Origin of the sequence: Roseibium sp. TrichSKD4 (assembly GCF_000148725.1) — a bacterium.
Lineage (GTDB): Bacteria > Pseudomonadota > Alphaproteobacteria > Rhizobiales > Stappiaceae > Roseibium.
Genome location: NZ_GL476311.1, coordinates 7,501 through 21,039, shown reverse-complemented (window position 1 = coordinate 21,039; position 13,539 = coordinate 7,501). Strand labels below are relative to the sequence as shown.

Here is a 13,539-nt window from a genome sequence, read left to right as displayed (position 1 = left end):
CCTAAGCGCGCCTTTATCTGTGTCCGCAAGAGCGCGTCTTCTTGTATTGAACCCGCTTTGCGGAAGCGGGAACTCGTTTGCAATGTCAGGCAGTAAACATGCTTCCAATTGGTTTTGGAATGGTCTTATTTCAGGTTTTCTATCAAGCGGTCCAAAAACGTAGCGCACTTAAGGAGTTGAGTGGATTCAATAAATTCATTGGGCTGGTGTGCCTGATCGATTGATCCCGGTCCGCACACGATGGTTGACAGATTTCGCTCCTGAAACTGGCCGCCTTCGGTTGCATAAACGACCACTGTTTCGGCGTTGTCTCCAGTCAGCCGTCGCGCCAATGCCTCAGCCACCCCATCCTCTTCCCGATCAAGACCGGGAACCGACGCCAAACGCTCTATCTTGATGTCGCAGTCTGGATGAATTGCCTTCATTTTCGGCAGGATTTCTGTTGCTGCAAAATCCCGGAATGCGGTTTCCCAGAAGTCAGCCTCCTCATGCGGTAGAAACCGAATATCAGAGGTCAGCTCGCAAGTCTGAGCCGTTATGTTATGGGCGGTTCCACCTTTGATCACACCGCTGTGGAGGGTGGTGTAGGGAGGGTCAAACAGGCAGTCAGGGTCTGCGTTCGCCTTGTTTTCCGCAGTTCGTTCATCCAACCAGTTGATCAGTTGTGCTGCTGCTGAAATGGCTGAAACGCCGCGGTCAAGCTGGCTGGCGTGGACAGGGTGGCCGGTGAAGGTTGTTTTGAACACCATGATCCCCTTGTGGCCGGTGACCACTTTCATCAGGGTTGGTTCCCCAACAATCACAGCAGACGGTGTGGGGCCTTCCGCCAGCATGCGGTCAATCATCGGCGGAGCGCCAAAACACCCGACTTCTTCGTCATAAGACAGCGCGATATGAATAGGGCGAGACAGCTCCGCACCCAGAAATTTCGGGACATGCGCCAGCGCACACGCGGCAAATCCCTTCATGTCTGCAGTGCCACGTCCATAGAGTTTTCCATCGCGCTCGGTCAGCGTGAATGGGTCACTTGTCCAGTTCTGCCCGTCCACCGGGACAACATCCGTATGGGCCGACAGCACAACACTGCCGTTGACATCAGGTCCAACAACAGCGTGAAGTGAGGCCTTATTGCCTTCCGCGTTGAAGGTCTTGACCGAAGAAACGCCGTAACTTTGCAAATAGGCTTCAACAAACTCAATGAGAGGCAGGTTTGTCTGGTCCGAAACAGTTGGAAAGCTGACCAGTTTTTCCAACATTTGCTTAGCTGTGAGGGGCGTGGGCGCCAATATCCTGTCTCCTGTCCAAACTGTGCGGTGCGGACAGGGGGGCGGTCAGTGCCTTCGCCAGATCGCCCATGTCTGTCACGGCAAACACTTGTAAGGCTTCACGTTTTCCGCGCAACAGGATTTCAGATGGTGTCGCATCGGCAATTTCAACCCCGGCCGATGTAAGGACTGTAGAGGAGACGGTCAAAACACTTCCGAGCGCCTTGTTTTCGCTTTCCAGACGGCTGGCGGTGTTCACCACATCACCCAGCGCTGTAATTGGAGCACGCGAGGAGCTGTCACCAGCCGATCCAATCCGCCCCAAAATGGCCGACCCACCGTGAAGGCCAATCCCGATGCGCAAAGGGTCAACAAATTGCGGGCCGCGATCTTCGTTCAAATTCTCCATGGCAACCGCAATATCAGGGCAGGCCTCCAGCGCTTGTCGGCAGGCTTCTTCAAACGTCGTGTCCATACCAAAGATCGCCATGATGCCGTCTCCGATGAACTTGTCGACATAGCCTCCCTTTTTCCGGATCGCCTCTGAGACGGTGTCGAGATATCGGTTCAGCATGAAAACCACGTCGTAAGACAGGTTTTGCTCTGTCAGGCCTGTGAAGTTGCGCAGATCGATGAACATGATCGCAACCTGCTTTTCGACACCCCAATAGTATGAGTCGGCTGACTGCGGTGCGCCAAGCGCAGCTTTTCGCACCGGAACAAGCGGTTGAATGCTTATATTGGCGGTTGGGCGAACCTGGCAGGCAAGACGCACTGTTTCATCAGCTTCAAGGCGTTTGAGTACGGCAGCTTCGGCCTTTTCAGGTGCAGGCAATGGTTCTGCGCTGTCAAGAATCTTGACCCGGCAGGTGGAACACCGCGCACGGCCACCGCACACAGCTGTGTGCGGGATGTCGTTCATCCGGCTGATTTCTAGCAAAGACGCGCCGGGATTTGCCCGAACTTTCAGCCCACCGGGATAGTGCACCGTGATTGTTTGTCGGAAACGCCGCGTTGCCGCACGAAACACAATTACAAGCAAGCTGAGCAGGATCAGACCGAACACAATGGCCCGGATCTGGTCTGTCTGCACATAAACCCAATCAATCTGGGATTGGCTAATGTCGGGCTGATAATAGGCCGTCAGTGCTTGCCGACGGGCGCCTTCAATCCAACCCCAAAGGGCGGCAATCGGAAAGGCGACTGAGAGAACGGCGAGGCCGGGTAAGGCTCTCGCATACCAAGGATAAAGGCGAAGCCAGAAATGCAGACCGATAATCGAGTGAACCCAAACAACAAGTAACAGCAGGGATTGCGTTAAAGCGCCATCCGTCCAGAGAAGGGAAAGGATTAAAGGATAATCAACGTCCACACCAAACTGACGAGATGCCCCCATCGTTGCAATGACATGGGGAATCAGCGTCCACGGAATATAGAGGCCGAGAACAAGCTGGACGAACTCCCAAGTCGGGATCTTGAGGGTCCTCCTGCGTGCGGTTCGCCAAAGGCTCAAACCGACATGAACAAGGGCCGCTGCGATCAAAAGCCATGTCATGACCGGATTGCTCCAGATCACATCATATAACTCAGCCCCTGTCTCCATCGCACTAAGCGAAATTATGCCGAGCGTATGGTTTGCAAAGTGGGTCAAACAGAAGGCAAAGAGGACCAAACCGCTACAGAGGCGCAGGCGTTGACGCCAGTTCCCGGAACTTGCCGATGCCCTTTTGGCATTTGCAGTCAGCTTAGCCTTTTGGTCCACGAAATACGCCTCCAGTTCGTTCACACAGCCTAACGTGAAGCAGACGCCTTGTTTTCCAAAGCTGCGCTGTGTCTATCCCTTGCACAGAAATGGCGAAGCAGTCCATTACTGCGGCAAGAATGGCAAGGAGGTGGTGATGAAGGTCTACGGCATCAAGAACTGCGACACAGTCAAAAAAGCCCGTAAGTTTCTGGAAGAAGCGGGCGTTGACTATGTATTTCATGATTACAAGAAAGATGGCGTTGATGCGGGCAAGCTGGCCGCATTTCTTGAAGAATTTGGATGGGAGCAAATCGTCAATCGGCGTGGCACCACTTGGCGCAAGCTGGATGACGAAATCAAGGACAGCGTTCGCGATAATGCCAGTGCGCTAGAAGTGCTGCAGGAAAACCCATCAGCCATCAAACGACCGATCGTCGAGGCTGAAGGCAAAAACTTCGTCGGGTTTGACCCGGTTGCGTGGGAAACCGCGCTGGAAATGGGCGAATTGAAGTAAGCGCCAGATGCCGGACTACCAGGTCCGGCGTGGGCCCGTGTCGATGTGATAAAATCCAGACGAATAGTATTTATAGCCCCCCACTTCCTTTTGCGCTTTTAAGAACGCAATCACGGAAGATGGGTTTGCTTTGACTGAAAAATCGACGGCCTGACAATTCAGGTGGTAGGAATCGGAAGCGCCGCCCTTCCACCAGTTTTCCAGCCACCATCGTTTGGTCGAGTGAACGGTCACTTTTCCATAACGCTTGGCAACGCGGTTCAGCACCTTCTTGAGTTTGCGGGGGACACACCAGGCTGTGTCGTTATACGTCACCTTGCTGCTGGTGTTGGTGATCCAACCCAGACCGGTGACGCCGGCGACGGTTCCACATCCGGCCAGAACCGGAAGCAGCAAAAGCAAAATGGCGAGTGTGACGCAACGGTTGCGCATAATGTATCCCTACGGTCGGCCCCCCAAGAGCTAACTGCCCAAAGCCGACTGTCGGCGATGTCCGTTAAAATTCTCATGAAAAACAGGGTTAACCGGTAGGCTCATTCAATGGGCAAAAGGTTGCGGCCGTTAACACAATGTGATCACGTTGTGAGCATTTCGCTGCGGAAAGAGATGGCGGTTGCATTCGGCTTGGGCTACGCCAATTATCTTCCTTGCTTCTCAGCACTCTCCCAAAAGGCAAAGCCCAACAGGCACTCACGATGTCACACGTTTTTCCCCGCCATACCAAAGCCAATCCGCCAGTCGCCGCCAAAGGTGATGGGTGTTATGTCATCGACCAGAACGGCAAACGCTATTTCGACGGGTCGGGCGGTGCCGCCGTCTCCTGCCTCGGGCACAGCGATCCGGACGTAATTGCGGCCATCGAGGGCCAGGTAGACCAGATCGCCTTTGCACATACGGGTTTTTTCACCTCTGAACCGGCTGAGGAATTGGCCGACCTTTTGATCAAGCATGCTCCTGAGGGTCTGGACCGGGTCTATTTTGTGTCCGGCGGGTCGGAGGCTATGGAAGCGGCGCTCAAACTGGCGCGCCAGTACTTTCTGGAAAAAGGCGAGACCAGCCGCCACCGCGTCATTGCAAGGCGCCAAAGTTATCATGGCAACACACTGGGCGCCTTGGCAACGGGCGGCAATCAGTGGCGGCGTGAGCCGTTTTCGCCGTTGATGATCGAAACTTCTCATATCTCGCCTTGCTATGAATATCGTGGTCGCAGGGACGACGAGACGGCATTCGAATACGGCCAGCGCGTTGCCAACGAGCTGGAAACGGAAATCCAGCGCCTCGGGGCCGAGAATGTGATGGCTTTTGTGGCCGAACCTGTTGTTGGGGCCACTGCTGGAGCCGTCCCACCGGTGGAGGGCTATTTCAAGCGCATCCGCGAGATCTGTGATCAACACGGCATTTTGCTAATCCTTGACGAGGTCATGTGCGGTATGGGGCGGACCGGTAGCTTGTTTGCCTGCGAGCAGGATGGTGTTTCACCGGATATTCTGGCAATCGCCAAGGGCCTCGGCGCAGGCTATCAGCCAATTGGTGCCATGCTCTGTTCAGCTGAGATTTACGCAGCAATTGAAAATGGGTCCGGCTTCTTCCAGCACGGTCATACCTATATCGGTCACCCAACCGCATGTGCCGCTTCTCTGGCTGTCTTGAAAAAACTGACTGGCGGGCTGGTTGAGCGGGTTAACCCGATGGGTGCCAAGCTTCATTCCTCGTTGGAAGCGGCGCTGGGCCAGCATCCGCATGTTGGCGATATTCGGGGTCGTGGGCTGTTTCGGGGGATCGAGATCGTCGAAGATCGGGAGACCAAGGCTCCGTTTGATCCCAAACGCGGCATCAACAAGGCGCTGAAAGAGGCGGCTTTTGAAGCCGGTCTTGCCTGTTATCCCATGGGCGGCACCATTGACGGTGTTCAGGGCGATCACGTTCTTCTGGCACCTCCCTTCATCATGAATGAGGCGCAGGTAGACGAGGTCACCGACAAACTGACCACCGCGTTCAAGGCTGTATTCTGACCCATGACACCGGAATTTTCTCAGCCATTGCCGCAAATCATGGTCGCGCCCAATGGGGCGCGGCGGACAAAGGCAGACCATCCGCAGTTGCCAATCACGAGTGCCGAGACTGTTGTGGTGGCAAAGGCCTGTTTTCAGGCCGGCGCAGGTGCGATTCACGCCCACGTTCGCGATGAAAATGGCAAGCATGTTCTTGATGCCGCGCTTTACCGGCAACTGTTGAGCGATCTGCGTGCAGCCGTTCCGGACATGTATTTGCAAATCACCACCGAAGCGGTCGGTCATTATTCACCGGAAGAACAACGCCAGTTGGTGCGTGATGTCGTTCCGGGCGCTGTTTCCATCGCTGTTCGTGAAATGGTGCCGGATGAAAATTCCGCTGAAGCAGCCGGGTTTTATGACTGGGCGCTCGGAGAGGAAATTGCGGTTCAGCATATTCTCTACAGCCCGGATGATGTGCACCGGTTCTTCGCTTTGACTGAGGAAGGTGTCATTCCGGGGAATGCGCATCAGGTTCTGTTTGTGCTTGGGCGTTATGCCACCAATCAGGAAAGCGCCCCTGAAGATCTAGCTCCGTTCTTGGACGCGATGCGTCAAAAGAATCCCAGTCTGGCTTTGGACTGGGCGGTCTGTGCCTTTGGGCATCGTGAAACGGACTGTCTTGCGCATGCTATCGATCAAGGCGGCAAGGCGCGTATCGGCTTTGAGAATGGCCTTTGGAACAGCGATGGCGCGCTTGCAAAAGACAATGCGGACCGTGTGCGGGATCTGAAAAACGCACTTATCGGGTAAATCACTGGGAAGGGGTAAGATGAGCGATCAGGACGACAAGCCGCGTATCCCGCCCGGGCAGGTGGTGACAAAGAAGTTCCCGGTCATGACTGCCGGAACTCCGAAGATCACATCTGCCGAAAAATGGACACTGACCCTCGATGGGAAGGTTGAGAACCCGCTGGAACTCTCATGGAAAGAGTTGAAGGAGCTTCCCACTGAAGACTTTGAAGTGGACATACATTGTGTCACCAAATGGTCCAAGCTGGATACGAAATGGCGTGGTGTGTCGCTGGAAACGCTGATTGATCTGGTCAAACCCTTGCCGGAGGCCCGCTATGTAAGTGCGGTCTCTGATGGAGACTATTCCGCCAACCTTCGCCTTCCGGACCTGACCGGCGGCTGCGCCTTTGTTGCAACCCATTTCGATGGAGCTCCTTTAACGGCTGAACATGGCGGGCCCGCCCGACTTGTTGTCCCTGGTCTCTATTTCTGGAAAAGCGCCAAATGGCTCCGCAAGCTGACGTTCAGCGAATACGACTACAAAGGCTTTTGGGAAAAACTGGGCTACCATAATTATGGAGACCCTTGGAAAGAGCAGCGGTATCGCGGATGAGTGCTAAGCGACGGCTAGACCTGTCTCCTCCATATCAAGTCCGTCCTTGAGCAATTCAGTGAAAATCCAGTCCCGAAACAGGCGCACCTTTCGGCTGTTCCTGTTGGAGTGCGGATAGCTCAAATGCCAAGCCATGCCGGGATCGTGCTCTACAAGGTCAAATGGCTGAATGAGTTGACCAGATGCGAGCTCAGCCCGATAGAAGAATGGTGTCAGGATCGCGACACCTTTCCCTGCAATGGCCCGGTCCGCCTCCAGTCCCTGAGACCCCATCCGCGAAGACGGCCAGCTTCCCAAGTCAGGGTTCGGAATTCCCGCTTTGGCAAACCAAAGAGGCCACCAATGATCTGCGGGATCAGTAATTGGCAATTTTAAAAGGTCGGTAGGAGAGTTTATGCCACCGATTGATGCGGCCAAGTCCGGGTGCAGCATCGGGCTGAACGTCGCCGGGATGAGTGGATGGCGGATATTGTCAGGCGGCGGCGCATAACAACCCGAAATCGTTATGTCTTGCTCGCCATTCTTGTACTGGTCTTCTGAATCGCTTGGGATAATGCGGATAGCAAGATCAGGATTGGCGATCTGAAAATCGAACAGATGTGCCGCAAGCCAGCGGGAGGCGAAAGTGGGATTGCAGGCGATCACCAATTGCGTGTCGTTCTCCTGTCGAACGTCTGAAAATGCAGTCCTGAGGTCTCTGAAGGCATCGACCACCCGTGTTGCCAATTGCGTTCCTTTTTCTGTCAGGTCGATTTTGCGTGCTCGTCGCACAAAAACGGGAAACCCGAGCCGCTCTTCAAGAACCTTTATCTGATAGCTGACCGCAGCTTGCGTCATGCCAAGTTCTTCGCCCGCCTTGGTGAAACTCAAGTGCCGACTGACGGCTTCAAACGCCCGAATGGCAAGGACTGGCGGGAGTGGATCGCTTGTCATGCATAAATCTCCCTTATGCATTGCAGCCGAGATTTGGTTGGTCACCCAATCAGGAAAACCTCATGCTGGCAAGAGGATAAAGGAGAAAAACTCATGCCTGCTGACAGTCAATGTCATGACAAGACAAGGTTTGGTTTATTAAAGGAGCTGCAAAAAGCCCTTTCAATATTTCTAGAAAAAAGGCGTGATACGCAACGCATGCGGCAAATTCGTACGCACTTGTCAGAGCTTCCACCACATCTCTTGCACGATGTCGGACTCTCCGAAGAAGTCAATGTCCCGCAGCGCAAGGAAAGCCGGTGGCTTGATGATCTGGACATGCAGTCCAAATAGGATGTGTCCGGGATGCATTTCAGTCAGGTCAGATGAAGACGGGGCTATTGGACCATCACCCATAAAGTCGCCGCCAGCATGGCGGCTGCCATGAAGATCGTCACCGCACGCATCAACGGTCCGTCTCCAAGCAAGGCAAGAATGGACACCCCGGCCATCGCCCACATGGAGTGGGAAATCATGCCGCCAAGTATGAAGCCACTTGTCAAAAGCACCGCGTTCTCCGTTAGGCCCAACCCGTTTCCGGCAAAAAAACTGGTATATGCGGCCAGGCTCATGGCCCATGTTTTCGGGCTTAACGGGTGAATGAGAAGGCCTTCCCAAAAACTCGGCAGGGCCACTTCGCCTTTTGGTTTGACGCTCAGAGAAATGATTCGCCATGCCAGGTAAGTCATGTACGCCATGGAGAGAACTTTAAAGAGCATCACCACCGGTCCGCCCTCCGCCATCACTTTGCCCAGCCCATAGGCAACGCACATGTTCAGCCCGATAGAGCCGATTTGGGAAGCCACAATCACCGGGAAGGCTGTGCGATATCCCGCAGACGCGCCAATTGCCATGAAAGTCAGGTTGCCGGGTCCCGGTGTGCCGGTCATGACAGCGACAAACAGCGCGAAGGCGGTCAAAGTGGAGAAGTCCACGGGGTGCTCCATAGATACAATCGATACAAATTTCGAAGAGGACGATATGATTGCAAAATTGTATCCGTCAATGATAACATTGTTCCCATGACAATATGGGTCCCAAACATCGAGGCATCTGACGGGCCGATCTATCAGGCGATCGCGGATGCCATCGAAAGTGACATCAAGGCGGGTGTGCTGGCCGTTGGCGATAGACTGCCGCCGCAGCGCGAGTTGGCCTATCAGCTTGGTGTTACGCTGGGAACGGTAACCCGAGCCTATACAGAAGCCGAAAGACGGCGATTGCTTCGCGGCGAAACGGGACGGGGAACATTTGTGGCCCCGGATGGCCCGCCTATTTCGCCCTTGCTGCCGACAGAAAATGAGACTGAATCGCTCGATCTGGCGCGAAACTTCGCCTATCCGCATCTCAACCCGAATTTGGCGAGCGGGCTTCTGCGGTTGTCCCGAACACCGGGCATTGAGCGATTGAACGGGTTTGTTCCCTCTGAAGGCTTGCGATCTCACCGTGAAACTGGCGCGTTGCTCTTCTCCTTTTATGGCCTTCAAGCTGACCCTGACCGTGTTGCATTGACCTGTGGTGCGCAACACGGAATTCAAATCTTGCTGCAGGCTTTGTTCCGACCGGGTGACATCGTTGCCGTAGACGCGTTCACTTACCCATCGATACTCCACTCAGCCCCCAATCTCGGGCTGAAACTTCTGCCGATTGCATCATCTGGCGGAGGCTCCGAAAGTCCAGGCGCGATGGATGCGGCAGCTCTGGCGAGCGCCTGTCGCAGCCAAAGCATCAAGGGGGCATTCTTGATGCCCAACATGCAAAACCCGACCACCCACACCATGAGTCTAAAGGAGCGTCAGGCTCTGGTCGATGTGGCGCGAGAGTTTGATCTAAAGCTCATTGAAGATGACCCTTATACCCCCTTTGTGAGTGAGCGAACCGCGGCCTTCGGTGAATTGGCCCCAGAGCGCACGGCCTCCATTGCCAGCATCTCCAAGGTCATCTCTCCGGGCAGTCGCATCGGCTTTGTTCATGTGCCAGACCGGTATTCCGGCGATGTGCGCAATCTGATCGGCGAAAGCACTTGGATGGCGTCTCCCATTACCGCTGAACTTATTTCCGGTTGGGTGCGGGACGGCGCATTGGAAAAAACAGTTGCCGCGAAAAAGAGGGCAAATGCGGCTCGGTTCCAGCTTGTGCAGGAATGCATCGGCGAAACCTGCGTGTATGGCGCGCCAGACAAGGTGTTCGTTTGGCTCAAGGTTCCAGAGGGTGTTGATCCCGACATTCTCGAAGCTGGATTGAACGCACAAGGCGTCCGCATTCTTGCAGCACGGCATTTTCAGGCTCAACCGCAGGCTAGCGCCCCTTTCATGCGGCTTACTCTGGGGTCCATATCATCTGACCAAGCATTCCAAGAAGCGGTCTCTCGAGTGAGCCGAATGTTTGGCCGATACCGGCAGGAAACACCGCGGCGAGACCCGGTGGGCTGAAATCTGACCGGCTCAGCCAATTAGACCAACAGTTGCCTTTCCTTTGACAACCAGCTGAAAGCCGTCAATAAGCGCCATCACAAAACAGGCCCGCGGCGTGCGGGCTGGTCGTGTGAACGGTGGCGGACAGGCAGACATGGCATTCTGGTCAAAACGCAGCAAGACCAATGGTGGGCAGGCCTTCAACTTGTCACAAGACGTTTATGCTGCTTTTGAAAATGTCAGCTTAAAGCTCGGTGATCGGGTGGTTCTGAACTCCGTATCGCTTGAGCTAAGGGAGCGCCGCATTGGCCTTGTCGGGCTGAATGGTTCTGGCAAGAGCACTCTTGTCCGCTTGTTAAACGGTTTGCGCCTTCCAGACAGTGGTACCGTTCGGATCTTTGGAGCTCCAACGGAAGACGTGACAGGTGATTTGCCCCGCCATGTCGGGTTCGTGTTTCAAAATCCGGATCATCAGGCGATTTTTCCAACCGTCGAAGAAGAGATAACTTTTGGGCTAACCCAACTGGGGCTGCCAAAGAAGGATGCCGCGCGAGATGCAAGGGCGTTCTTGAAGCTTCATGATTGTGAAAGACTGGCAGAATTGCCGTTTTCCTCTCTGTCAGAGGGGCAAAAACAACTCATTTGTATTCTGGCGATATTGGTCATGGGGCCGCAAATTCTCGTTCTGGATGAGCCGTTGTCCAGTCTCGATGGTCTGGCGTCCCGATTGATCCTGAAAAAGCTCGGCAGTCTGGAGCAGCGGATCGTCATGGTCTCACATGACCTGTCTACATTTGCAGATTTTGATCGCATTTTGTGGCTGGATGAGGGAACCATTCGCATGGACGGCGTGCCGGGGGATGTGCTCCCGGCATATTCTGCTGATCTGGATCGACGCGCCGCCAACGCGGAAGCTGGGGGTGGTGCCCTGTGATTGCCCTTCAAATACCCGGCCCGAGCTGGGCGCACGCGCTGCCCGCTCATGTGAAGCTACTTTTCCTCGCCTTTAGCGGCGCTCTGCTGTTTCCGGTAAAAGACCCACTTGTCTTGGGTGCCAGCGTGATTGTCGTTTTTGGGTTTTATGCCAGCCTTGGTGCAAATGGGCTGGCGCAACTGCGCTTGTTGCGGCCCTTCGCTTATATGCTTGTCTTCATTGTTGGCCTTCATGCCTTGTCTGGCACCTTGCAAAACGGCATCAGCATTGCGCTTCGCCTGACTGCTATGGTGCTCTTGGCAAATTTCGTATCTGTCACCACGCGCATGGACGATATGCTGGACGCAGTGCGCCCCATGTTTGTTCCGCTGAAGTGGATTGGCGGTTCGCCGCAAAAACCTGCACTTGCGGTCACATTGGTAATTCGGTTTGCACCAGTGCTGCTGACCATATATAGAAATTTGCAAGAAGCTTTCCGGGCGCGCACAGGTCAAAAATCCAGTTGGCGCCTGATCGCCCCGCTAGCCCTTCAGGCGCTGCGCATGTCAGAACATGTCGCGGAAGCCCTGACAGCCCGCGGTGGAACAAAGGGATTGTCCGGTGAACGCTAGGCCAAGCGACCTTGCCGACGACTTTCCCCCACGCTTTGACGAAACAGACGCAAGAAAAGGACAAATCATGTCTGATCGTTCCTTGGTCCAGATCGCATTTTATGCGGCGCTGATTGCAGCTCTGGGCCTTCTTCCTCCCATCGCAATTCCCTTTCTGGGAGGTGTTCCAATTACAGCGCAGTCTCTTGGGGTCATGCTTGCAGGTGTCATGCTTGGGCCGGTTCGCGGCGCTCTGGCTGTTCTCCTCCTTTTGTTCCTTGTCGCATTGGGTGCGCCACTTCTGTCGGGCGGGCGCGGAGGCCTTGCCGTTTTCGCAGGACCGTCTGTTGGGTTCCTGATCGGCTGGCCGGTTGGTGCTTTTGTTGCCGGGCTGATCATGCAAAAGACAGCCAACTATAATGTTCTCGTCTCAGCAGCCTTTGCTGCTGCAATCGGGGGTATCGGTGTCATTTATGCGTTTGGCATTCCGGGGCTGGTTGTCATGACGGATCTGACATTTGCAAAAGCTGCGATGGGCAGTGCGATTTACCTGCCCGGTGATTTGGTGAAGGTGGCCATTGCGGCGATCGTCGCTCAAACGGTTGCTCGCGGGTTGCCGCACGCGCTGATGTCACGGGCCTGAGGCTCCTCAATGGCTTATGTTGGCGAACCTTTGGGCCAACATGCACAGCGCCGGCCGAATGCGCCGGCGCTGACACTTGAAGCTGAAACGCTGACTTGGGCTGAACTGGAGCGCCGGGTAAGCGGGATGGCGCAAGCACTGTCTTTTTATCCGTCTGGCTCGCGGCTGGCGCTTGCTATTTACAACCCAGTTCAGTTTCTCATTTCCTATTTTGCGATAGTGCGCGCTGGGCATGTCGTCACCGTCTTTGATCCGGACTGGCCTGAAGAGAGACGGCAGAAGATTGAAGCTGCCATCCAGCCTGTCGCAGTCCTTATTGAGCCGACAAGCAGCGGCACCGGTTCTAGCCCTTACCATCCGCCATCAGAGCATGACCCGTTCTACATCGGCTTCACATCTGGCTCTACGGGACTGCCAAAAGGGTTTGAGCGGACCCATTCCTCTTGGTTAGAGAGTTTTCGCGTCAGCGAAACGGAATTCGGCATCAGTTCCTCAGATCATGTGCTGATAGCTGGCAGTATGCAGCATTCTCTACATTTATACGGGGCGGTGCATGCGCTCCATACCGGTGCTTCGGTTACACTTTTTAGTCGGTTCGATCCGAAAATCATCTCTGGATGCCTGCAGAGCGAGAGCATTTCTGTCCTCTACGCAACGCCCACCCAACTCCATTACATATATGAAACGCTTAAGCGTCAGGAGGCCTCCGTTCCGCTCCGATTGGGTTTGGCCAGCGGTGCCAAATGGCGCCCGGAAGATCAAACGCGTCTGCAACAGGTCTTTCCAAATGCCACACTGGCGGAGTTCTATGGAGCTTCGGAAACCAGTTTCCTCACGGCGTCCAATGGCGTGAAGACAAGTCTGGACAACAGTGTCGGCTTTCCGGTCCAGGGCGTGGAGCTGTGCATTGGTGATCCGCTTCATCCACTCCCAGTCGGACAAAGCGGGTTGATTTGGACGCGCAGCCCTATGGTGTTTTCGCGTTATGTCTGCGGGGATAGTCCAGATACGCGCTGGAAAGGGGAATGGCTGACCGTCGGAGACCATGGGTTTCTTGATAAGAC

General features: G+C 54.8%; 15 protein-coding genes (1 of these 15 only partly in view). 10 read left to right on the top strand and 5 right to left on the bottom strand.

Annotated elements, in window-relative coordinates:
- Positions 1-125: 125 nt before the first annotated feature.
- Together argE and TRICHSKD4_RS08575 are read right to left on the bottom strand one after the other, a co-directional pair.
- The gene (argE, locus tag TRICHSKD4_RS08580; protein WP_009467106.1) at positions 126-1,286 is read right to left on the bottom strand and encodes an acetylornithine deacetylase; all 1,161 of its coding nucleotides are present in this window, start codon (positions 1,284-1,286) and stop codon (positions 126-128) included.
- On the bottom strand, positions 1,261-3,027 hold the full coding sequence (locus TRICHSKD4_RS08575) for an adenylate/guanylate cyclase domain-containing protein (protein WP_009467105.1): 1,767 nt from the start codon (positions 3,025-3,027) through the stop codon (positions 1,261-1,263). The genes argE and TRICHSKD4_RS08575 overlap by 26 nt, the downstream gene beginning before the upstream one ends.
- Positions 3,028-3,163: 136 nt before the next feature.
- On the opposite strand from TRICHSKD4_RS08575, the gene TRICHSKD4_RS08570 reads away from it, so the two are divergent.
- Positions 3,164-3,523: an ArsC family reductase gene (locus tag TRICHSKD4_RS08570; protein WP_009467104.1), complete on the top strand. Its 360-nt coding sequence runs from the start codon at positions 3,164-3,166 to the stop codon at positions 3,521-3,523.
- A gap of 15 nt (positions 3,524-3,538) precedes the next feature.
- Here the strand turns inward: TRICHSKD4_RS08570 and TRICHSKD4_RS08565 are convergent, their stop codons facing one another.
- On the bottom strand, positions 3,539-3,955 hold the full coding sequence (locus TRICHSKD4_RS08565; RefSeq protein WP_009467103.1) for a D-Ala-D-Ala carboxypeptidase family metallohydrolase: 417 nt from the start codon (positions 3,953-3,955) through the stop codon (positions 3,539-3,541).
- 263 nt (positions 3,956-4,218) lie between these two features.
- On the opposite strand from TRICHSKD4_RS08565, the gene TRICHSKD4_RS08560 reads away from it, so the two are divergent.
- From TRICHSKD4_RS08560 to TRICHSKD4_RS08550, 3 genes are read left to right on the top strand one after another with little or no spacing between them, the layout of a single operon-like run.
- Positions 4,219-5,535 carry an aspartate aminotransferase family protein gene (locus TRICHSKD4_RS08560; RefSeq protein ID WP_009467102.1) on the top strand — a complete coding sequence of 439 codons (1,317 nt, stop codon included), beginning with the start codon at positions 4,219-4,221 and terminating at the stop codon, positions 5,533-5,535.
- 3 nt (positions 5,536-5,538) lie between these two features.
- A complete protein-coding gene (locus tag TRICHSKD4_RS08555; RefSeq protein ID WP_009467101.1) occupies positions 5,539-6,327 on the top strand; it encodes a 3-keto-5-aminohexanoate cleavage protein in 789 nt (262 codons plus the stop codon).
- A gap of 19 nt (positions 6,328-6,346) precedes the next feature.
- Entirely contained in the window at positions 6,347-6,922 is a 576-nt protein-coding gene (locus TRICHSKD4_RS08550; protein WP_009467100.1) for a sulfite oxidase-like oxidoreductase, read from the top strand.
- 3 nt (positions 6,923-6,925) lie between these two features.
- Here TRICHSKD4_RS08550 and TRICHSKD4_RS08545 read toward each other — a convergent pair whose 3' ends face one another.
- Positions 6,926-7,855, bottom strand: coding sequence for a LysR family transcriptional regulator (locus TRICHSKD4_RS08545; protein WP_009467099.1), 930 nt, complete (start codon positions 7,853-7,855; stop codon positions 6,926-6,928).
- Positions 7,856-7,948: 93 nt separating this feature from the next.
- Here TRICHSKD4_RS08545 and TRICHSKD4_RS29185 point away from each other — a divergent pair, with 93 nt between their 5' ends.
- Entirely contained in the window at positions 7,949-8,188 is a 240-nt protein-coding gene (locus tag TRICHSKD4_RS29185; protein ID WP_009467097.1) for a DUF1127 domain-containing protein, read from the top strand.
- 44 nt (positions 8,189-8,232) lie between these two features.
- Here the strand turns inward: TRICHSKD4_RS29185 and TRICHSKD4_RS08540 are convergent, their stop codons facing one another.
- Entirely contained in the window at positions 8,233-8,829 is a 597-nt protein-coding gene (locus TRICHSKD4_RS08540) for a LysE family translocator (RefSeq protein WP_009467096.1), read from the bottom strand.
- An 87-nt stretch (positions 8,830-8,916) separates the two neighbouring features.
- Here TRICHSKD4_RS08540 and TRICHSKD4_RS08535 point away from each other — a divergent pair, with 87 nt between their 5' ends.
- The 5 genes from TRICHSKD4_RS08535 to TRICHSKD4_RS08515 all read left to right on the top strand — a co-directional run.
- Complete coding sequence (locus TRICHSKD4_RS08535) at positions 8,917-10,326, top strand: PLP-dependent aminotransferase family protein (protein WP_009467095.1); 1,410 nt, start codon at positions 8,917-8,919, stop codon at positions 10,324-10,326.
- Between the two features lie 136 nt (positions 10,327-10,462).
- A complete protein-coding gene (locus tag TRICHSKD4_RS08530; protein ID WP_009467093.1) occupies positions 10,463-11,242 on the top strand; it encodes an energy-coupling factor ABC transporter ATP-binding protein in 780 nt (259 codons plus the stop codon).
- Positions 11,239-11,853: an energy-coupling factor transporter transmembrane protein EcfT gene (locus TRICHSKD4_RS08525; protein ID WP_009467092.1), complete on the top strand. Its 615-nt coding sequence runs from the start codon at positions 11,239-11,241 to the stop codon at positions 11,851-11,853. The genes TRICHSKD4_RS08530 and TRICHSKD4_RS08525 overlap by 4 nt, the downstream gene beginning before the upstream one ends.
- A gap of 67 nt (positions 11,854-11,920) precedes the next feature.
- Positions 11,921-12,475 (top strand): biotin transporter BioY, encoded by a 555-nt coding sequence (locus TRICHSKD4_RS08520; protein WP_040616589.1) that lies wholly within the window; start codon positions 11,921-11,923, stop codon positions 12,473-12,475.
- Positions 12,476-12,484: 9 nt separating this feature from the next.
- Positions 12,485-13,539: the 5' portion of an AMP-binding protein gene (locus TRICHSKD4_RS08515; protein WP_009467090.1), read on the top strand. Its footprint extends 358 nt past the window's final position; the window shows 1,055 of its 1,413 coding nt (coding positions 1-1,055); its start codon is at positions 12,485-12,487; its stop codon lies off the right edge, out of view.